This is a genomic window from Exiguobacterium sp. s125 (genome assembly GCF_018618605.1).
GTDB lineage: Bacteria > Bacillota > Bacilli > Exiguobacteriales > Exiguobacteriaceae > Exiguobacterium_A > Exiguobacterium_A oxidotolerans.
Genome location: NZ_JACSMI010000001.1, coordinates 543,240 through 563,814, shown reverse-complemented (window position 1 = coordinate 563,814; position 20,575 = coordinate 543,240). Strand labels below are relative to the sequence as shown.

The 20,575-nt window shown below is 49.0% G+C and carries 16 protein-coding genes and 1 pseudogene; 2 read left to right on the top strand and 15 right to left on the bottom strand.

From position 1 onward, the window contains the following. Window positions 1–49 precede the first annotated feature (49 nt). From dtd to KNQ05_RS02625, 13 genes and pseudogenes are all read right to left on the bottom strand, one after another. Window positions 50–487, bottom strand: a complete 438-nt coding sequence (gene dtd, locus KNQ05_RS02690) for a D-aminoacyl-tRNA deacylase (RefSeq protein ID WP_214766476.1) — start codon at window positions 485–487, stop codon at window positions 50–52. A gap of 12 nt (window positions 488–499) precedes the next feature. Continuing rightward, the gene (locus KNQ05_RS02685) at window positions 500–2,698 is read right to left on the bottom strand and encodes a RelA/SpoT family protein (RefSeq protein ID WP_088837520.1); all 2,199 of its coding nucleotides are present in this window, start codon (window positions 2,696–2,698) and stop codon (window positions 500–502) included. A gap of 140 nt (window positions 2,699–2,838) precedes the next feature. Beyond that, entirely contained in the window at window positions 2,839–3,357 is a 519-nt protein-coding gene (locus tag KNQ05_RS02680) for an adenine phosphoribosyltransferase (RefSeq protein ID WP_029331033.1), read from the bottom strand. Beyond that, entirely contained in the window at window positions 3,336–5,645 is a 2,310-nt protein-coding gene (gene recJ, locus KNQ05_RS02675) for a single-stranded-DNA-specific exonuclease RecJ (protein ID WP_088837521.1), read from the bottom strand. Before recJ ends, KNQ05_RS02680 begins: the two co-directional genes overlap by 22 nt. Before the next feature lie 70 nt (window positions 5,646–5,715). Then, window positions 5,716–7,927, bottom strand: a pseudogene (gene secD / locus KNQ05_RS15650) (protein translocase subunit SecD). 153 nt (window positions 7,928–8,080) lie between these two features. Next, a complete protein-coding gene (yajC, locus tag KNQ05_RS02660; RefSeq protein ID WP_029331035.1) occupies window positions 8,081–8,371 on the bottom strand; it encodes a preprotein translocase subunit YajC in 291 nt (96 codons plus the stop codon). Between the two features lie 70 nt (window positions 8,372–8,441). Beyond that, window positions 8,442–9,587: a tRNA guanosine(34) transglycosylase Tgt gene (gene tgt / locus KNQ05_RS02655; RefSeq protein ID WP_088837522.1), complete on the bottom strand. Its 1,146-nt coding sequence runs from the start codon at window positions 9,585–9,587 to the stop codon at window positions 8,442–8,444. Next, a complete protein-coding gene (gene queA, locus KNQ05_RS02650) occupies window positions 9,584–10,627 on the bottom strand; it encodes a tRNA preQ1(34) S-adenosylmethionine ribosyltransferase-isomerase QueA (RefSeq protein ID WP_088837523.1) in 1,044 nt (347 codons plus the stop codon). Before queA ends, tgt begins: the two co-directional genes overlap by 4 nt. 3 nt (window positions 10,628–10,630) lie before the next feature. Next, entirely contained in the window at window positions 10,631–11,626 is a 996-nt protein-coding gene (gene ruvB / locus KNQ05_RS02645) for a Holliday junction branch migration DNA helicase RuvB (RefSeq protein ID WP_088837524.1), read from the bottom strand. 7 nt (window positions 11,627–11,633) lie between these two features. Continuing rightward, window positions 11,634–12,227, bottom strand: coding sequence for a Holliday junction branch migration protein RuvA (gene ruvA / locus KNQ05_RS02640; protein ID WP_029331039.1), 594 nt, complete (start codon window positions 12,225–12,227; stop codon window positions 11,634–11,636). Between the two features lie 127 nt (window positions 12,228–12,354). After that, window positions 12,355–13,452: a quinolinate synthase NadA gene (gene nadA, locus KNQ05_RS02635; RefSeq protein ID WP_214766478.1), complete on the bottom strand. Its 1,098-nt coding sequence runs from the start codon at window positions 13,450–13,452 to the stop codon at window positions 12,355–12,357. Continuing rightward, window positions 13,442–14,284, bottom strand: a complete 843-nt coding sequence (gene nadC, locus KNQ05_RS02630; RefSeq protein ID WP_214766480.1) for a carboxylating nicotinate-nucleotide diphosphorylase — start codon at window positions 14,282–14,284, stop codon at window positions 13,442–13,444. The genes nadA and nadC overlap by 11 nt, the downstream gene beginning before the upstream one ends. Further along, the gene (locus KNQ05_RS02625) at window positions 14,253–15,683 is read right to left on the bottom strand and encodes an L-aspartate oxidase (RefSeq protein ID WP_214804390.1); all 1,431 of its coding nucleotides are present in this window, start codon (window positions 15,681–15,683) and stop codon (window positions 14,253–14,255) included. The genes nadC and KNQ05_RS02625 overlap by 32 nt, the downstream gene beginning before the upstream one ends. A 97-nt stretch (window positions 15,684–15,780) precedes the next feature. Between KNQ05_RS02625 and KNQ05_RS02620 the strand changes: the two genes are divergently transcribed. Both KNQ05_RS02620 and KNQ05_RS02615 read left to right on the top strand, forming a co-directional pair. Next, window positions 15,781–16,866 carry a cysteine desulfurase family protein gene (locus KNQ05_RS02620; protein ID WP_088837528.1) on the top strand — a complete coding sequence of 362 codons (1,086 nt, stop codon included), beginning with the start codon at window positions 15,781–15,783 and terminating at the stop codon, window positions 16,864–16,866. 27 nt (window positions 16,867–16,893) lie between these two features. Then, window positions 16,894–17,436 carry a transcription repressor NadR gene (locus KNQ05_RS02615; protein WP_088837529.1) on the top strand — a complete coding sequence of 181 codons (543 nt, stop codon included), beginning with the start codon at window positions 16,894–16,896 and terminating at the stop codon, window positions 17,434–17,436. Window positions 17,437–17,947: 511 nt separating this feature from the next. Here the strand turns inward: KNQ05_RS02615 and KNQ05_RS02610 are convergent. Both KNQ05_RS02610 and obgE read right to left on the bottom strand, forming a co-directional pair. Beyond that, window positions 17,948–19,225, bottom strand: coding sequence for a hemolysin family protein (locus KNQ05_RS02610; protein WP_088837530.1), 1,278 nt, complete (start codon window positions 19,223–19,225; stop codon window positions 17,948–17,950). A 45-nt stretch (window positions 19,226–19,270) separates the two neighbouring features. After that, complete coding sequence (obgE, locus tag KNQ05_RS02605; protein WP_029331046.1) at window positions 19,271–20,566, bottom strand: GTPase ObgE; 1,296 nt, start codon at window positions 20,564–20,566, stop codon at window positions 19,271–19,273. Window positions 20,567–20,575: the final 9 nt, after the last annotated feature.

Genomic DNA, 20,575 nt, shown 5'->3' with positions numbered 1-20,575 from the left:
CTATTACCATTTATATTGCATCGTTCCCGAAGTCCTGTCAAGACTTTGGTCACTTTTCTAAAATTAACGTGACCGGTCCGTCATTGATGAGGGCAATATCCATCATCGCACCGAACTGTCCCGTTTCGACCGTTACACCGTTCGAGCGAAGCCGTGTATTAAAAGCTTCATAAAGTTCATTTGCAAGATCCGGCTTCGCGGCTTCGGTAAATGCCGGACGCCGCCCTTTTTTGACGTCTCCGTATAAGGTGAACTGGGAGACGGATAAAATCTTCCCATCGACATCATCGAGTGAACGATTCATCCGTTCTTCCTCATCCTCGAACACGCGTAGCCCGGCAATTTTATCTGCTAACCAATTGACTTGATCGAGCGTATCCTCATGCGTGACACCGACGAGCAATAAAAATCCCCGTTCGATTTGACCGATGATTGATTCGTCGACCGTCACGCTCGCTTCTTTGACGCGTTGTAAAACGACTCTCATCCTATCCGCTCCTTACGTCATCATGACGCGATGGACTGCATACACGTCTGAGATTTGTTTAATCCGGTCAACGACCTTTTGTAAGTGATTGACGTTATTGATCGCGATCGTCATCGAAATCTTCGCTTGTTTGCTGTCATCGCCTTTACCGCTGACGGCAACGATGTTCGTGTTTGTTGCTGAAACAGACTGCAATACTTCATTGAGTAGACCCGCACGGTCGTACCCCGAGATTTCGATTTCGACGTTATAACTCTTGACCGTTTTTCCTTCATGCTCCCACTCGACTTCGAGCAAGCGTTCCGGATTTTGTTCATTCAAAACATTCAGGCAATCCGAACGGTGAATCGACACTCCGCGTCCACGCGTAATATAACCGACGATGTCGTCCCCGGGAACCGGGCTACAACAGCGACTCATCCGGACGAGCATATTGTCGATGCCTTTGACACGCACACCTTCTGGATTTTGTTTTTTCGGACGGTCAAATGTTTTCATCTCACTGATGGCGTCATTCAACTCAAGATTTTTAGATTCTTTATCTTTGCGTAACTTTTCCGTCAATTTGTGAGCGACTTGGGCAGCCGTCAAGCCATGGTAACCGACTGCGGCGTACATGTCTTCTTCTTGACCGAAGTTGAACTTCCGCGTGACGTCTTCGAGTGTTTTATCCGTGATGACTTCCTTCGGTTCAAAACCAAGTTTTTTAACTTCTGCTTCAATCAATTCGCGCCCTTTAAGGACATTTTCTTCGCGCTGTTGCCGTTTGAACCATTGACGGATTTTATTTTTCGCTTGACTCGAGACACAGATTTTTAACCAGTCCTTACTTGGACCGTAACTATGCTTCGACGTAACGATTTCAATGATATCGCCCGTTTTCAATTTATAATCGATTGGAACCATCCGTCCGTTGACCTTCGCACCAATCGTCCGGTGTCCGATCTCCGTATGAATACGGTAAGCATAATCGATCGGGACAGAGCCCTTCGGTAGCTCGATGACGTCGCCCTTTGGTGTAAAGACGTACAACATATCACTAAAGAAATCGACTTTGACGGATTCCATGAACTCTTCCGCGTCCGCTGTATCTTTTTGTAACTCCAGGATCTCACGGAAATGAGCAATCTTGTCTTCGAAGCCCGATTTCGCCTCTTGCTCTTTTCCTTCCTTGTACGCCCAGTGTGCGGCGATTCCGTACTCGGCGATGAAGTGCATGTCCCGTGTCCGAATTTGAACTTCGAGCGGCTCCCCTTTCGGTCCGATGACGGTCGTATGCAGCGACTGGTACATGTTCGGTTTCGGCATCGCGATGTAATCTTTGAATCGACCCGGCATCGGTTTGTATTGCGTATGAATGATACCAAGGACCGCGTAACAATCTTTGATTGAATCCACGATGATTCGGACTGCCATTAAATCATAAATTTCACTGAACTCTTTTTTCGAGTTTTGCATTTTATTATAGATCGAGTAAATGTGTTTTGGACGACCGTCGACCTCAGCAGCAATCTGTACTTCATCCAACACTTCATTGACCTCTCCGATGACGGAATTAACGAGCGCTTCACGTTCCGTTCGTTTTTGTTTCATCATCGAGACGATCCGGTAATATTGCTGTGGATTGATGTATCGGAGGCTGATGTCTTCAAGCTCCCATTTAATCGTCGAAATCCCGAGACGGTGTGCAAGCGGCGCGAAAATTTCGAGTGTTTCTTCCGCTTTTTGAACTTGCTTTTCTTTGACCATGTGTTGCAAGGTCCGCATGTTATGCAGACGGTCAGCAAGCTTAATCAAGATGACACGAATGTCTTCTGCCATCGCAATGAACATCTTCCGGTGATTCTCTGCTAACTCTTCACGTTTGGATTTATATTTAATTTTCCCGAGTTTCGTCACACCATCAACGAGCATCGCGACGTCCGGTCCAAAGCGTTCCGTCAACTCTTCAAGCGTAATGTCTGTATCTTCTACGACGTCATGAAGAAGCGCTGCGACAATCGTCGTGGCATCGAGTCCGATGTCGACAAGAATCCCGGCAACTTGTACCGGGTGAATGATATAAGGTTCACCCGATCGACGAAATTGTCCATCATGCTCGTCTTTTGCGAATTGGTAGGCACGTTCAATATCGTTCACTTCTGCCACAGTCATGTATTCCGCACATCGAGCGAGAAGGTCTTCTACGTTTACGATTTGTTTATTTGTCATCCCTTTTCCTCACCCAGTCCCCGGGATTGCTTCCGCCTAAATCCCTAATATATATCTCCTATTATCGTGAAATCTTTATAAGATGTCAAAATAAAAAGAAATACCCCCCCGACAAGTTCGTCGGGAGAGTATTCCTGTCATTAGTCTTCGTAGCGAATCAATGACAAAATATCGTAACCTGCTAATTTTTCACGTCCACCAAGTCCATCCAATTCAATCAAGAACCCGATTCCGGCAACCGTACCACCAAGTTGTTCAATCATTTTGATCGTTGCTTCAATCGTCCCGCCTGTCGCAAGCAAATCATCCAGGATGACAACACGTTGCCCTGGTTTGATTGCATCATGGTGCATCGTCAAGACATCTTTGCCGTACTCAAGACCATACTCGACACGGACTGTCTCACGAGGGAGCTTGCCTTCTTTACGAACGGGAACAAAACCGATTTCCATCGCGTATGCCGCAGGGCAACCGACGACGAATCCACGTGCTTCCGGTCCTGCGATAACGTCTGCCCCTTGCTTGCGTGCGTAATCGACGAGTGCATCGACCGATTGTTTGTAAGCCGGACCGTTTTCCATCAATGATGTGATGTCTTTAAAGCTGATTCCTTCTTTCGGCCAGTTCTCGACCTCTTTTATATGCTGTTTGAACTCCATGTCATTTCCTCCTGCTTCGCCGCTTCCACTAAAGTATCAAAACGCTCTTTCAACTGAGCGAGTGACGAATAAATGTATTGTTGCTCGAGACGTTGACGTTCTTCATGACGCTTGTACGTCGCGGCCTCCGTCAAATCTCGTTTTTCAGCGTCAGGGTTCACACCCGGTAGCCCGTCCTCCATTGTAACAAGAAAATCGAGTTCCGAAAACACTGAATGCATAAAGTTAATCGAACGTTTCGACCATTTTCTTGTTTTCGACAAACGAACGAGTCCGATTCGCAACTCTTCGCGTGGACATTTTGCGAAGTAATTAAAGTAATGCTTGAAGTCTTCACGCGACGGAATCGCCTCGAAGTAGTACCCTTCATCCTTAAACGCACAATAAATCCGCTCCGCCTGTTTCAAGTACGGTAAGAATGCTTCTTCCGTCTCCGGTAAGTCGAGGAACACAACATTTTCATGAATCGCTCCATTCAGCGGACGCTCGGCATATTTTTGTTTTGTCTCGTCCGAAAATGCAACGAGCGTCGTCTGTTCTTGGGGCAACTCAAAAATGTCCGTTAATGGTTTTTTCCCACCGCGGTAATCAAATAATTGATAATCGGCGACAGCCAAATCTTGAATCATCAATTGCGGCTTCCGAAAACCATTCCACTCATTGATGTTCAGACTCCCCATCAAGGAGACTTCAGCGAGTAGTGAAATTTCGTCTACCGCGTCACCGAAACCGAAACCAATCCCGTCTAACTCTGACGTTCCATCCGATAAGAGCGCCTTCAAATGGGTCAAATCACGGCCGATCCGTTTCATGTCCCGAATTTTAGCGTCTTCGATGACGATCCGTGGTGCCGGATTCCCCATACCGAACGGAGCTAAGCGACCAATTTCCTCAATCAATCCGATTGAAACGTCAGAGACGCATAGCCGCAAGTCGATCTCAATCGTCGCGATGAAGGCTTCATCCGGTAGTTTGGCAGCCTGTGCATTCAAGCGTTCACGTAACGTGACGACGTCATCCGACGAGAGTGTCATGCCGGCAGCTGCCGGGTGTCCACCGAAATGCGGTAAGATGTCTTCACATAGCGTCAACTCGGCAAATAAATCGAAGGCTGCAATCGAGCGACCAGACCCTTTCGCCGTCCCCTTCTCCGCATCATGACAAAGCATGATGACCGGACGGTGATATTTCTCGACGAGTCGTGAGGCGACGATGCCGACGACACCCGGGTTCCAGTTGTCCGCGTCAACAACAAGCACACGGTCTTCTAGATATTTTTCTTCGACAAGTGCTGTCGCTTCTTCCGCGATTTGTTTGACGATGTCTTGCCGTTGTTTATTTTGTTGGTCGAGCTGGTTCGCAAGTACGACGGCTTCCTCGAGTGTCTCAGCAAGTAACATCTCAAGTGCCGGCATCGCGGAATCGAGTCGACCGGCCGCATTGATCCGGGGACCGAATGCGAACCCGACCGATTCTTCCGTCAGTTCGTCTTCCGTCAAACTACAGACTTGGCGTAGTGCCAAGATGCCGGGACGCTCACTTCCATTCAACGCTTCAATTCCTTTTGTCGCAAGCAACCGGTTCTCATCGACGAGCGGTACTAAGTCGGCAATCGTTCCGAGCACGGCGAGGTCAAGCAACTCCGTCGGGACACGTTCGAGCAGTGCGTGTGCGACTTTAAAGGCAACACCTGCCCCAGCGAGTTTTGAGAACGGATAGTTGCGATCGACACCCGGGTGAATCATCGCATAGGCGTCCGGGAGAACTTCTTTCGCCTCATGGTGATCGGTGATGATGAGGTCGACACCTAACTCTTTTAAGACGGCTGCTTCCTTGATACCTGAAATCCCGCAGTCGACCGTGATGATTAATCCGAATCCTTCTTCGACCGCCCAGCGGAAGGCCGCTTCATTCGGTCCGTAGCCTTCCGTGAACCGGTTCGGGATATAACATTCTGCCATTGCCCCGATTTCAGTTAACGCATGCCACAAAATCGCAGCCGAACTGACACCATCGACATCATAATCCCCATAAATTAAAATCATTTCACCTTGATCGGCAGCTTCTTTAATCCGTGCGACGACTTTTTCCATATCCTGAAACAGGAATGGATCGTGGAACGGCATTTGTCCTGCTTCTAAAAAGGCCGTTGCCTGAGCCGGCGTCTCGAGACCACGCTGGACTAGCAGACGGGCTACGTTCGGTGAGACGGACGCTTGCGCGACCAGCTCGTCTATTTTTAGCGGATCGACTGCTTTGTCGAGCCATGTTTTTTTTGAATGATACATCCAATCCCTCCAATCAACTTCCCCATTATAAGACAAAACCCGCGTCAGGGATACCCAACGCGGATTGTCTTCATGAAGCTTGTTTTGGTTGTTTTAATGTGCGTTTTTTCATGACGAGCCAAAGTTGCGCAGCGATGAAGATCGATGAATACATCCCCATGAACAAACCGACAAGCAAGGCAAGACTGAAACCACGAATCGCTTCACTTCCGAAAATATAGAGGGCGGCAGCCGTCATGATGACGGTCACGACCGTATTGATTGAACGGATGATCGTTTGCTGAATCGATTCGTTGACGACGTCGCATAATTCATCAAACGAAACGGTTCTGCCGCCTTTTTCAGCACGCCCTAAATTTTCACGCACCCTGTCGAACGTCACGATCGTATCATTGACCGAGTACCCGATAATCGTCAGGACGGCGGCGATGAAGTACAGGTTGACTTCGATTTGGAAGAGTGAGAAGAACGCGATGATCATCAAGGCATCATGGAGCAAAGCAAGCACTGTCGCGATTCCATACGTCGGTTGGAAACGGAACGAGACATAGATGACAATTCCGATTGAAGCGAGCAAGACAGCGTACATCGCATTTCGGGCGATCTCACGACCCACTTGTGGGGAGACCGTTGAAATACTTGGTGCTTTATCATATTTCGCTTCAATCGTTTTGTTCATTTCCGCGACTTGTTCTTGACTGAACTCACCGACGAACGTGACGTTCGCGAGCGTACCGCCTTGCGCGAACTGAATCCCGTCGATTTCTTTTGCGTCGATTCCCGCTTCTTCAATGACGGACCGGACTTCACTTTCCTCGATTTGATTTTCCGAAGAAATTTCGACACGTGTCCCTTCCGTGAAGTCAATCCCGAGATTCAAGCCTCGGAATGAAAGCAACAGAACCGACAGGAGAACTAAAGCGATTGTGATCGTGAAGTAGACTTTGCGATGTTTTACATAATCGAATTTCGTAGGATTAAAGTTCACGAATTTCACTCTCCTTTACGCCAAACCATGATTTTTTCTTATCAAACCAACGGCTACTGACAAGAAGTTGCATCAAGTAACGAGAGATGAAGACGTTCGTGATGAACGTGACGGCAATCGAAACCATCAACATGATCGCAAACCCTTTGACGGTACTCGTTCCGAAGTAATAGAGGACACCTGCTGAAATCAGCGTCGTTAAGTTCGCATCTAAAATCGTTCCGAATGAACGGCGATTCCCGGCTTTGAATGCCGACAAAACAGATTTCCCACTACGTAGCTCATCTTTAATCCGCTCTGCAGTGATGATGTTCGCATCGACCGCCATCCCGACTCCAAGGACGAGTGCCGCGATACCCGGTAAGGTCAAGACGGCATTGATTCCGTTGAAGAAGATCATGACGAGGTAAATATAGAACAACAACGTGATGATTGAGACGAAACCAGATACACGGTAGAACAGCAACATGAATAAGAAGACTGCCGCAACACCGATCATTGATGCAAATAATGTTTGATCAAGCGCATCTTTCCCGAATGCCGCCGACACTGATGTCGAGTAGATTTCATCAAGCTTAACCGGTAATGCCCCAGCATTTAAAATGGATGACAATTGTTTTCCGTACTCGGCGTCGATATCGCCACCCGAGATGATTGCTTTATCCGAGTTGATTGGCTGATTGACTGACGCATCAGATACAATTTTCGAATTTTCTTTTTGAATCTCTTTTTCGTACGTGTCACCTTTCGCATAATCAAGCCAAATAACGAGACGATTATCCGGCGCTTGTTTTTGCGAAATCTGTTGTGTCACTTCATAGAACTTCTCTTTTGATTTCAATGTTAATTCGACGAGTGGTTCGTTCGTATTCGGATCATATCCGACTTTCGCACCCTTCGCCTTTAAATCCGATCCGTCAAGCAACAGCTTATCGTCGATATCACGGAATGATAACTCGGCTGTCGAAGATAGAATCTGACGTGCTTCGCTTTGGTTTTTGACACCCGCGAGTTGTACACGAATCCGGTCTTTCCCTTCGATTCGGATGTCCGGCTCCGATACACCGAGAACGTTGACACGGTTTTCGATTGCCGTCAACGTCGCGCTCATCGCTGTATCATCGATGACATCCCCCTCTTTTAAGGGTTGAACTTCATACAACACTTCGAACCCGCCCTTTAAATCAAGACCGAGTTTCGTGTCTTTCAAGAGCCATGTCGACGTCGTGCCGATCAAGATGAGTAATGCGGCGACGATAATGAAGAACGTGGCTAGTTTTCCTTTCTTAACCATGCTACATTGTCCTTTCTCTAAACCCCAGTATATTTTCAGACAACTTTCGTATCCTATCCTAGCTTACATAAGAATTGGTAATCATAGCAATCGTTTTTCTCATATAAAGACAGAAAAGACGCTCCGAAATTCGGAAAGCGTCTTTTTCTTGCCTTATTCGACGGTTTCGTCGTCCATGACAGTCGTTGATTTTTTTGTAACTTCCGCGACTGCACTACGATTGAACGTCAATTGGGAATTCCCTGATTTTAATGTAACTGTCGTTTCATCAACCTTTTGTACGACTCCGTGGAGTCCACCGATTGTAACGACCGTGTCGCCGCGTGATAATTGCGTTTGCATTTCACGGACTTGCTTCTGGCGTTTGTTCTGTGGACGAATCAACAAGAAATAGAACACCACGAAGATCAAAATCATCGGGAGGAATGTGATTAGTTGTTGCATCTGACTCAGCTCCTTTTCATTCAAATCACGTTCATTATACCTTGAAACGATTGATTTGTCAGATGATAACTCAGAAATTCTTTGCGTTTGGTAAATTATAACCGTATTCTTCGAAGAACTCATCCTTGAAATCAAGTAAACGGTCCTCTCGAATCGCTTGGCGAACGCCCTCCATCAATTTGACGAGGAAGTGAAGGTTATGTGTCGAACAGAGATGTAAACCGAACGTTTCCTGGGCACGAATCAAGTGGTGGATGTAGGCACGTGAGTAATTTTTACATGCATAGCAATCACACTTTTCGTCGAGCGGACGGAAATCGCGTGCATATTTCGCATTACGGACGACAAGCCGGCCGCTTGATGTCATCAACGTTCCGTTACGCGCAATCCGCGTCGGTAAGACACAGTCGAACATATCGATACCGCGAATCGCCCCTTCAATCAAGGCATCCGGTGATCCGACACCCATCAAGTAACGTGGTTTATCTTCCGGCATGAGTGGCGTCGTGAATTCGAGCGCCCGGTACATGACATCTTTCGGTTCTCCGACAGACAAACCACCGACGGCATAGCCTGGGAAGTCGAGTGATGCAAGGTCACGTGCGCTTTGACGACGTAAGTCTTCGTACTCGCCCCCTTGGATGATCCCGAACAAGGCTTGATCTTGCGGCCGTTCATGCGCCGTCAAGCAACGTTCTGCCCAGCGACTTGTCCGTTCGACCGATGCTTTCATGTATTCGTGTGACGCCGGGAACGGCGGACATTCGTCAAACGCCATCATGATGTCTGAACCGAGTGCGTTTTGAATCTCCATCGCTTTTTCCGGTGAGAGGAACAGCTTGTCCCCGTTCAAGTGATTCCGGAAGTGGACGCCTTCTTCCGTGATGTTCCGGAGGTCAGCGAGTGAGAAGACCTGGAAACCACCAGAATCCGTTAAAATCGCGCCATCCCAGTTCATGAACTTGTGTAGACCGCCTGCTTCTTTGATGACGTCGTGCCCCGGACGAACCCAGAGATGATAGGTGTTCGAGAGAATGATGTTTGCGTTCATGTCCTTGATTTGTTCCGGTGCCATCGTCTTGACCGTCGCTTGCGTTCCGACTGGCATGAAGACAGGTGTTTCGAAGCTACCGTGCGGCGTGTGGACGATTCCTAACCGCGCACCTGATTGTTTACATGTCTTAATGTGTTCGTATGTTACTGCGTGTTTTGTCATCGGTTTAATTCCTCTCTTGTTAAGAACATCGCGTCACCGAAACTAAAGAATCGGTATCCGTTTGCGACGGCTTCTTCGTATGCGTGTAAAATGTGTTCGCGGGTCGACAGTGCGGAGACAAGCATGATTAACGTCGACTTCGGCAAATGGAAATTCGTAATCAAACCATCGATCGCCTTCACTTCCTGCCCCGGGTAAATAAAGATGTCCGTCCAGCCAGTCGCTTCGACGAAGTCACCATGATCACGGATAACTGTCTCAAGTGTCCGCGTCGACGTCGTTCCGACCGCGATGATCCGTCCGCCGCGCGCTCGTGTCTCACGTAAAATTGCTGCTGAACTTTCCGGCAGTTCATAATATTCACTATGCATCTTATGACTGTCGACGTCATCGACCGAAACCGGACGGAACGTACCGAGACCGACATGTAACGTGAGCGGTGCTAGTGTAACGCCTTTATCCGTCAATGCTTTCAGCAATTCCGGTGTGAAGTGGAGTCCAGCAGTCGGTGCCGCAGCACTCCCGCGTTCGCGCGCATACACCGTCTGGTAACGATCTTGATCGTCGAGTTGCTCGTGAATATAAGGTGGAAGCGGCATCGTCCCGAGCTCGTCGAGGACTTCATAAAAGATACCGTCATACGAGAACTTCAAAATTCGTCCGCCATCGTCGAGCGCTTCGACGCATTCAGCTTTAAGTAAGCCGTCACCAAACGTAATCACCGTTCCCGGCTTCACACGTTTCGCTGGTTTTGCGAGCGTCTCCCAGACATCATCACTCGTCTGCTTCAATAACAACAGCTCGATTTTTCCACCGGTTTCTTCTTTGACACCAAACAAACGGGCTGGTAAGACTTTTGTATCATTGATGACGAGCGTGTCGCCCGCATTGAAATGCGAGACGATATCATGGAACCGTTCGTGACGTAACGCTCCCGTCTCGCGGTCAATCACCATCAGCTTCGAGCTCGTCCGGTCGAGTAAGGGAACTTGGGCAATCTGTTCTTCCGGCAAATGAAAATCAAATAAGTTTACATCCATGAGTCAATTTCCTTCTTTCAATCCTAAATGTTGCCGCGCGAACGGTGTCAAGACACGACCGCGTGGGGTTCGTTGTAAAAATCCTTGTTGTAACAGGTACGGTTCGTAGACGTCTTCAATCGTCTGTGCGTCCTCCCCGATCGTTGCGGCAATCGTTTCGAGTCCGACGGGTCCGCCAGCAAACCGTTCAGCGAGTGAACGGAGTAACCGGTGATCGACATCATCCAGTCCGAGCGCATCGACATGGAGCCGGTCGAGTGCACTCGTCGCGAGTGTCGCATCGATTTCTGTTTGATGGGCGACCTGGGCAAAATCACGCACCCGGCGTAATAAGCGATTGGCGACCCGTGGCGTTCCACGCGAGCGGAGCGCGATGGCTTCCGCCGCCATCCGGTCTGCTTCAAATCCGAATAGACGTGACGTCCGGGTAACAATCGCTGAGAGCTCCGGCATCGTGTAATACTCAAGTTTCAGTGTCACACCGAAGCGGTCACGGAGCGGGGCAGACAGCATCCCGGCCCGCGTCGTCGCACCGACGAGCGTAAACGGTGGCAAGTCAATCCGGACACTGCGGGCCAGTTCGCCTTGTCCGATCACGATATCAAGGCAATAATCTTCCATCGCCGGATACAGAATTTCTTCGATTGAACGACTGAGCCGATGAATTTCATCGATGAATAAGACATCTCCCGGTTCGAGTGACGAGAGGATTGCTGCTAAGTCACCCGGTCGCTCGATTGCCGGTCCTGCTGTCGTCTTGACACCGACGCCCATCTCATTGGCGATGATCGTCGCAAGTGTCGTCTTTCCGAGACCAGGAGGGCCATAAAGCAGAACGTGATCGAGCGTCTCTTGACGAATCTTCGCCGCTTCGATGAAGACACTTAAGTTTCCTTTTGCCTTCTCTTGACCGATGTACTGATCAAGTGTTTGCGGACGTAGACTCCACTCTTCTTGATCTTCTGCATGGGCTGATTCTGATAAAATCCGCTCTTCCATTTTGTCCTCACCTCACATTCAATAACAACTGAAGGGCCCGCTTGACATATTGATCCGTTGAGAGCACTTCGGCTTGAAGCGCCTTCTTGACTTTTTCGACTTCACGGTCACTGTACCCGAGAGCCGTCAAGGCTTCACATGCTTCGTTCAACTCGGCATTACTTTGGGCGAACAGCCCTTCGCTCGGTACATAATCCGGAGCGAGCTCGGCTAATTTTCCTTTTAAATCAAGTGTCATCTGTTTCGCCGTCTTTTTACCGACGCCCGGGAACTTGATGAGGTAACTTTCTTTTTCCTGTTCAATCGCTTCTACAAGCGCGTCAACATTTCCTGATGCGACGATTGCGAGTGCCCCTTTTGGACCAATTCCTGTCACACCAAGCAATTTCGTGAACAATGCGCGTTCGCGTCGTGAACGGAATCCGAACAATACTTCTTGATCTTCTCTCACATAATGATACGTATATACGATAACCTGTTCGTCTCCGGTCCGATAAAAAAACGGGTTCGGTGCTACGATTTTGTAGCCAATCCCCCCGACTTCGATCGTCACGAATTCCGCACAGACATAAGCGACCTCGCCGCGTACGAATTCTATCAATTTAGAACGCTCCCATCCAATTACAAACTCTCGTGCTATTGTAGCATATAACTCTGATTTGCTTCAAAATGTTCTTCCGACAAAAAACGCCTCACCGATGAGTTTAATCGGCAAGGCGCTGTCTGATTTATGATCGGTCGAGCATCCGCTCCAGTGCCAAGACGGCATATTCCGTCGTCTCGGCATCGACGCTGATGATGTTGACAGGTGTGCCACGCTCGACTTGTTCGAGTGACCAGGCGAGGTGTGGTAAATCAATCCGGTTCATCGTCAAGCAGGGACACATGAATGGATTGAGGGATACGATATCTTGCTCCGGAAAGTCCTGCGCCAACCGGTTGACGAGATTCATCTCTGTTCCGATCGCCCATTTCGTGCCGGCTGCCGCCTGCTTCACCTGATTGATGATATAGGCTGTCGAACCGTTTAAATCTGCTGCTTCGACGACCTCAAACGAGCATTCTGGATGGACGAGAATCCGGCGTGCCGGATCCGTCAGCCGGAACTGTTCAATTTGACCGACCGTGAACTTTTCGTGGACCGAACAATGTCCTTTCCACAAAATGACGCGGATGTCCGAATCCTCCCCGTCAAACACCAACTCATCGTTAATCGGATCCCAGACCGCCATCTGTTCGAGCGGAATCCCGAGCGCATGCGCCGTGTTTCGTCCTAAATGTTGATCCGGCAGGAAAAACAGGATATTTCGTTCCGCAAGCGCCCATTCGACCATCTTGACAGCATTCGATGAAGTCACCGTCGCTCCCCCATGGCGTCCGACGAACGCTTTGATTTCTGCTGTCGAGTTGACGTAGGTCAAAGGTAAAATCGAGTCACCGAGCCGATTGACGAGATAGGCATAGGCGCGTTCCGTTTGATAGCCGTTCGCCATGTCCGCCATCGAACAGCCGGCACGCATGTCGGGCAAGACGACCGTATGTTCAGGCTGTGTTAACATATCAGCGGTTTCTGCCATGAAATGGACACCACAAAAAACGGTATACTCGGCCTCCGTCATCTGTTTCGCGATTTGCGCCAGTTGAAGCGAGTCCCCTGTCGCGTCAGCAAACTGGACGACTTCATCCTTTTGATAATGGTGCGCCGGCAAAAACAACCGACTGCCCATCCGGTGTTTGACCCCTTCAATGATTGCTATTAATTCTGCCTCTGTTTTTTCTAAGTACTGTCCGGGAATCCCTTGATTCGCCAATAAATCAAAGCTCATCTTTTTTTCCTCCTTGAATTTTCATACTGATATCGAGTGCCGGCGCTGAATGTGTCAACGCCCCGACTGAGATGACATTTGCTCCGCTATCCGCGTAGTCTGGCAGCGTCTCAACTGTAATACCGCCGGAAATTTCCACCGTGATATGCGATGGGATCAGTTGCCGGAGCTGTTTGATTTCTGCAGGTGTTCGGTTGTCGAGCATGATGATGTCGACACCGGCTTTGACCGCTTCGTCGACTTCCGATTCTGTCTCGACTTCGACTTCGATCGGCGTCGTATGCCCGACGGCACGTTTTGCCCGTTTGACTGCCTCCGTGATCGACCCTGCTGCCGTGATGTGGTTATCTTTAATCATCACGGCGTCGTCTAGGCGCCCCCGGTGATTGAAGCCACCACCGACGCGAACAGCATGTTTTTCAAGCATCCGTAGACCTGGTGTCGTCTTGCGTGTATCCGCGATGCGAATTCGTCCGTCTGCCCGGTCAACAGCACTGCGTGTCAATGTCGCAATACCTGACGTCCGTTGAATCAAATTAAGCGCTACCCGTTCTCCGCTCAGAATTGAACGCAAGTCGCCCGTCCATTCCGCAAGAACTTGTCCCCGCTTGATTGCTTGTCCATCTTCAACCTGTTGAATGAATGTCACCTCTAGCAATCGTGCAAGCTCACGCAACACGGCGACGCCGCAAAAGATGCCATCCTCTTTCGCAAGGAATCGTCCCGTCCCTTGCTCGTGTCCAGTCAGACAAAGTTCACTCGTGATGTCTTGATGTCCGATATCCTCGATTAAAAATCCTTCAAGTTGTTGCTGCAGGTGCCATCTGTTCATTCGTTTGTCGCTCCTCTTTTAATCGACGTAATGCTCCTTCGAGGAGGAGACGTCCCGTCATGATGTGTAATCGATTTTGTTCCGCCTGCCGCCCCGTTTGCTGAACCGACTCGCTCATTAATTGCTCAAGGGTGGCTTGAAGACGGTCTTCTTTAAGTTCCACCGTTAAGACTTCACTCAACTTCTCCTGTAAAACATCATCCTCACATCCAAAGACCGGTCGGAATGCAGGGAGTGCCCTCCGAGGTGCGAGCTGTAACTGCCGTGCCACGGCTTTTCCCATCACAAAACATTCAAGCAACGAGTTCGAAGCAAGACGATTCGTGCCGTGTAATCCGATTGATGCCGTCTCGCCGACTGCATATAAACCAGCGACGGACGTTTGTCCTGCAAGATCCGTTTTAATCCCACCCATCAAAAAGTGGACACCGGTCGTCACCTCGACAAGCTTTGGATTTATGTTCAATTTTTCACATTTTTGGACGAATGTCGGGAAGCGTTCCGCTAATTGCACGACCGGTGTCGTGTTGAGGTAAACCGATTCCTGTTTTCGGACTGCCGTGATCATAGCCGCCACTTCGTCCCGTGCCGCTAAGTCCCCTTCCGGATGATTGTCCATCACACGGTGACCATCGCGCGTCATTAAGTATGCTCCCGCACCTCTCAACGCCTCTGTGATTAAGCCAACGGATTTTCCATGGTGGACTAAAATCGTTGGATGGTGTTGGACGTACCCTAAATCAGACAAGTTTGCCCCGACGGCAGCAGCAAGTGCTAATCCGTCTCCGGTGATCGTAGTATCATTCGTCGAAGTCGACAAAAGGCCGCCGATTCCTCCTGTCGCCAGGACGACGGCACGTGCTGAAATTTCAATCCGCTCTTCGCCGCGATATCCTGCTGCTCCGACGACACGTCCGCCAGACGTTAACAATTGTGTGATGACGGTCTGCTCAAGGACTGGATGCGTGATTTTTTCAGATAGTGTTTCCATCATCCGGCACCCAGTCTGGTCACCCCCGCTATGGAATATCCGCGGAAGACCGTGCGCTCCCTCACGCCCAACCGCGTACTCACCATTCTCTTGACGGTCGAAGATGACACCCAGTGCTTCGAGTTCAGAAATCACTGTCCTTCCTTCGCGTGTTACGAACTCCACGGCTTCAGGGTTCACCCATCCTTTTGCAGCGCGGACTGTATCTGCGCGATGTGCCTCGTGATCATCCTCGAGCGCCGAAGAAGCAATCCCCCCTTGTGCCCGCATCGAGTTCGTCTCACTTCTAGTTCCTTTCGTGACGAGTAATGCGCGCAGATTGTCCGGTAAGTGGAGTGCGACCGTGATTGCTGCAAGCCCTGTCCCGACAATCAAGACATCGGTCACGAAATGTTTATGTAAAGACATTTGTTTTACACCTCTGTTTTTTTAGTTTACTATTGTCTTGACAATAAGTTTGGCATATTTTTAGTCGAGTGACAAGACGAAAGGATCCGGTTCATTTATGATTTATTTAGATTACGCGGCAACGACTCCGATGTACCCTGGTGCAATTGAACAGTATCGATTGGCGGCTGAACAAGCTTACGGCAACAGTTCTTCACTTCATGACATAGGAAATCGAGCAGCACAAATTCTCGAACGTGCACGTACACAGCTCTTAGCTCTACTCGGTCAAACTGATGGAAATATCGTTTTTACCGGTAGTGGCTCGGAAGCGAATTACATTGCGATACAGCACCTCCTTCGTCAAAGTCAAAAGACAACTGTCTTGACACTTGCTTGCGAACACGATTCCGTTCTCCTGCCACTGGAGCGGCTCGCCTCAAATACGATTCTCTTACCACTGCTTCCAAATGGTTCATTTGACTGGACGTACTTCAAGACCGCCTGCACGGATGAAGTCGGTGTTGTCTCGATTCAACACGTCAACTCGGACACAGGCTTCATTTTTCCAGTTGAAGAAATCGCTCAATTTTGTCAGGCGAGAGGCATCTTATTTCACTGTGACGGTGTGCAAGGATTTCTCAAACACCCCCTCTCAATCGACTCGTTTGATGCCTATACATGCAGCAGTCATAAAGTCTACGGACCAAAAGGACTTGGTGCCGTCTATTTACGCCGTCCGCTCTTTAGCCCTTACTACGCTGCCCACCACGAGCTTGGAATTCGCCCCGGAACGGTCGACATCCCGGGAATCGTCGCTTTCCTGACTGCTTGTGAGCACTATCAATCTGAAAATCCTCGCTTCCAAGCCGCAAGTCAGAAATTTCGTGGTATGCTACAAAAAAGACTTCCTCATGCGAGTTATCACATCGTCGAATCTCCACATCAACTGGCATCGATTTGTGCCATTCATACGAAACGGATGGATGGACAATTCGTTTTACTTGCCCTGAACCGGGCTGGAATCGCTGTTTCAGCCGGAAGCGCTTGCCGGGCAGGCGAAAATGGACCGAATTCTACGCTTCGTGCCATCCAGTATGATGAAACGGCAGCACACGGCCTGATTCGTCTTAGTTTTGGACTTCATACGACAAAAGAGGAAGTCGAGCGGTGTATCGATTTCTTATGTACACTTGATATATGATTTTTTTGAAGAAGGGCAGGAGTGGCAATGGGAAGAAGACAATCTGGAGAAGAACGGCGAAACTTACTCCTACAGATTATCGAGGATAGTGATCATCCGATCACCGGTACGGCACTTGCGAAACAGGCGGGTGTAAGCCGACAAGTCATCGTTCAGGATTTATCGTTATTAAAAGCCAAAGGTCATCCAGTCGTAGCTACGGCTCGCGGGTATTTACTCAACGAACTAGAAAATGATTCTTCACGAAAACGGCGAAAAATCGTCTGCCGTCATGGATACGATCAACTTAAAGAAGAATGTGACGCCATCGTCGACGAAGGCGTCACCGTTCTTGACGTCATCGTCGAACATCCGGTCTACGGTTTCATCACGGGCGAGTTGATGCTGAAAAGTCGGCGTGATGTCCGCGTTTTAATAGAACGCCTTGAAGAAACACAGGCGACCCCATTATCGAGTCTGACGGATGGTGTCCACATCCATACGTTAGAAGCTGACAGTGATGAGGCGCTTGAAGCAGCAATTGAAAAGTTAGATCATCTCGGCATCCTAGTTTCTGAGTTGGACGTCTAACCAAAATGCATGCATCTGACCGTCATGAACGAAAAAGTATGTACAGAAAACGCCGATGACTCCGCATAAAAGCGGGAACATCGGCGTTTCTTACGCACAGGGCGAAACTGTTTTTCATTACGTTTGATTTTTAAGCGATGATTGCATATGCCTCTTCGACTTTTAGACTGTAGACAAACTCTTATGAAACGTAAAAATGTGATATCGAGAAGCAACAGTTCGCGCTTCCCTGTCTCGCCTCGGCAATCTTCCGCGCCGCTACAGCAAAGCTGCAGGGTCGCGGAACGCACTGCAGAGGCAGGCAAGACCCTGCTCGTTGGCCGTGAGGACCAAGGAGCAACGGCTTGCGCCTCGCCCGAGGAAAGCAACGAAAAAAGACACTTTTATTTTCAGATATCACTTTGTCTACACGCTGAAAGAAGGGATTGCACATCCATGATAGATGGCAATCCCTTCTTTATTATCATCGGCTTTTAATCAACGTGTTGTATTCAGACCTCTTCCAAATCGATCAAGATCGTTCTTCGACCGTTTCAGCAACTTCAGACGCGAATGTTGCTAATATTTTTCGGACACGGCGGTTTTCAACATGAAGTACCGTGAACGTGACACGCTCATATGTCATCGTTGTGCCAACTTCAGGAATTTGACCGACACGTTCCATAATCCAGCCGCCCAGCGACTGGGCTTCTGTTTCCGGCATCGTCAACTCGAATTGGTCACAAAAATCTTCAATATCATACTCTGCGAGACATTCGAAACGGTTTACACCAATCTGTTTCGTATATTCAAGTGATTCATCATGCTCATCCCAAATTTCACCGACTAATTCTTCTAAAATATCTTCAAGCGTGATTAATCCGGCCGTTCCACCAAACTCGTCAAGTACGACAGCCATATGTGACTGTTTCACTTTCAGTTCAGGTAACAAATCCATCAAATGGGTTTGCGGAACGACGAAGGATACCGGTCGAATCCACTCACGGATGTCGACGGTTCCATTTTTGACGAACTCGCGTAAGAAATCACGTTCGGATAGAACACCGATGATATGGTCAATCGAGTCCTTATAAACCGGCAGACGGGAAAAACCGCCTTTTTGTACCTCACGTAAAATTTCTTCGAAGCTGTCATCGATATCAATCGCTTGAATATCTGTTCGTGGTGTCAACGCTTCTTCGACAGTAATGTTCTTAAAATCGACGGCACGGTGGACAAGCTCAGCCCCTGCTTCATCCATGACGCCTTCTTCTTCGCTAATGTCGACGAGTGCACGAAGTTCTTGTTCCGTTACGAGCGGTCCTTTCGGATCAGCACCAATCAGGACGAGTGCAACGTGGCGCAACTTTAAGAATAAGAAGACTCCCGGTTTGAAGAGACTCAGGCACATGCGCAGTGGACGACTAATCCAGAGGACGTACTTTTCAGCATGTTCCCGTGCGTAAGATTTCGGAATCAATTCACCGAATAACAAAATCAGTAAGAACGTTCCGAAAATGATGCCGACGCGTGGTAACGGCTCCGGTGACATCGTCATCGCAAGCCATCCCCCAATCATCGCAACACCGAGGTTCGAAATCGTATTGCCAATCAAAATTGCGGTCAGCGTTTCTTCATAGCGTTGGAACAAGCGCAGTGCTTGTGAGGCACGACGGTCGCCTTCTTCTGATTGATGCAAAATCCGTAAGCGGTTTGCGCTAGATAAAGCAGTTTCAGAAGAAGAGAAGAACGCTGAGATGACCAATAACACGAGCAGCCAGATAAACGGAATCGCGGGAAGTGGGTCCACGATGATTTCACACTCCATTTCCTAAATGAATGATTTACGTGATCTTTAGAACGAAGACTCGATGAATTCGAATTCGAAGTCACGGATCCGAACGACGTCCCCATCAATCGCACCTAACTTACGGAGCTCATCATCGACGCCCATTTGACGTAATGTCCGAGCGAATCGTTTAATCGACTCTTCCCGCATGAAGTTCGTCATCGTGAAGAGTTTCTCGATCCGTGGTCCTTGGATGACGAAGCAATCATCTTCATCTTTCGAAATCGTAAAGCCAGCTTCTGGTGCTTCGTAACCATAGACAACACGTGGTGTCGCTGCTTTTTCTTCAAGCTCTTCAAGACCAAATTCTGGTGTCGCATCGACGAGATCGGCGATCCGGAACAAGAGGTCACGCAATCCTTGACGCGTCGCTGCAGAAATTGCAAAGACTTCGAGGTCCGGGAAAGCTTCTTTGAACGCTTCGAGGTTCGCTTCTGCATCCGGCATATCCATCTTGTTTGCGACGACGACTTGCGGACGATCCGTCAGACGTAAGTTATAGTCTGCCAGTTCTTTGTTGATGATGTTGTAATCCTCAACCGGGTCGCGCCCTTCCATTCCACTCATATCGATGACGTGGACGATGACTTTCGTCCGCTCGACGTGACGGAGGAATTGGTGACCGAGTCCGACACCTTCACTTGCTCCTTCGATGAGTCCCGGTAAGTCGGCCATGATGAAGCTACGGCTGTCTTCCGTTTCAACGACACCGATGTTCGGTGTGATTGTCGTGAAGTGATATGCTCCAATTTTCGGACGTGCTGCTGAGACGATTGATAACATCGTTGATTTCCCGACACTCGGGAATCCGACAAGTCCAACATCAGCGAGCATCTTGAGTTCAAGTTTCAAGTACTTCTCTTCGCCCGGCTCCCCGTTTTCCGCATGTTCCGGAGCTGGGTTCGCAGGTGTCGCGAAACGCGAGTTTCCGCGTCCACCACGTCCACCTTTAGCGACGACAGCTTGTTGCCCGTGATGAACGAGATCGGCAATGACTGCATCCGTATCATCATCGTAGACGACCGTGCCTGGTGGTACTTTAACGACGAGGTGCTCCGACTTACGTCCGTGCATCCCCTTCGACATTCCATTTTCACCTTGAACGGCTTTAAAATGGCGTTTGTAACGGAAGTCCATTAACGTACGAAGTCCTTCATCCACTTCAAGAACGACGTGAGCACCGTGCCCACCATCTCCTCCGGCTGGACCACCGTCTGGAACATATTTTTCACGACGGAACGCAACTTGCCCGCGTCCACCATCTCCTGCTTTTACATAAATATTTACCTGATCGACGAACATGTCAGATCC

What these genes read in the sequence shown, in the direction of transcription:
- dtd (WP_214766476.1), bottom strand. Translation starts at nt 487, where the DNA reads ATGAGAGTCGTTTTACAACGCGTCAAAGAAGCGAGCGTGACGGTCGAC.
- KNQ05_RS02685 (WP_088837520.1), bottom strand. Translation starts at nt 2,698, where the DNA reads ATGACAAATAAACAAATCGTAAACGTAGAAGACCTTCTCGCTCGATGT.
- KNQ05_RS02680 (WP_029331033.1), bottom strand. Translation starts at nt 3,357, where the DNA reads ATGGAGTTCAAACAGCATATAAAAGAGGTCGAGAACTGGCCGAAAGAA.
- recJ (WP_088837521.1), bottom strand. Translation starts at nt 5,645, where the DNA reads ATGTATCATTCAAAAAAAACATGGCTCGACAAAGCAGTCGATCCGCTA.
- yajC (WP_029331035.1), bottom strand. Translation starts at nt 8,371, where the DNA reads ATGCAACAACTAATCACATTCCTCCCGATGATTTTGATCTTCGTGGTG.
- tgt (WP_088837522.1), bottom strand. Translation starts at nt 9,587, where the DNA reads ATGACAAAACACGCAGTAACATACGAACACATTAAGACATGTAAACAA.
- queA (WP_088837523.1), bottom strand. Translation starts at nt 10,627, where the DNA reads ATGGATGTAAACTTATTTGATTTTCATTTGCCGGAAGAACAGATTGCC.
- ruvB (WP_088837524.1), bottom strand. Translation starts at nt 11,626, where the DNA reads ATGGAAGAGCGGATTTTATCAGAATCAGCCCATGCAGAAGATCAAGAA.
- nadA (WP_214766478.1), bottom strand. Translation starts at nt 13,452, where the DNA reads ATGAGCTTTGATTTATTGGCGAATCAAGGGATTCCCGGACAGTACTTA.
- nadC (WP_214766480.1), bottom strand. Translation starts at nt 14,284, where the DNA reads ATGAACAGATGGCACCTGCAGCAACAACTTGAAGGATTTTTAATCGAG.
- KNQ05_RS02625 (WP_214804390.1), bottom strand. Translation starts at nt 15,683, where the DNA reads ATGTCTTTACATAAACATTTCGTGACCGATGTCTTGATTGTCGGGACA.
- KNQ05_RS02620 (WP_088837528.1), top strand. Translation starts at nt 15,781, where the DNA reads ATGATTTATTTAGATTACGCGGCAACGACTCCGATGTACCCTGGTGCA.
- KNQ05_RS02615 (WP_088837529.1), top strand. Translation starts at nt 16,894, where the DNA reads ATGGGAAGAAGACAATCTGGAGAAGAACGGCGAAACTTACTCCTACAG.
- obgE (WP_029331046.1), bottom strand. Translation starts at nt 20,566, where the DNA reads ATGTTCGTCGATCAGGTAAATATTTATGTAAAAGCAGGAGATGGTGGA.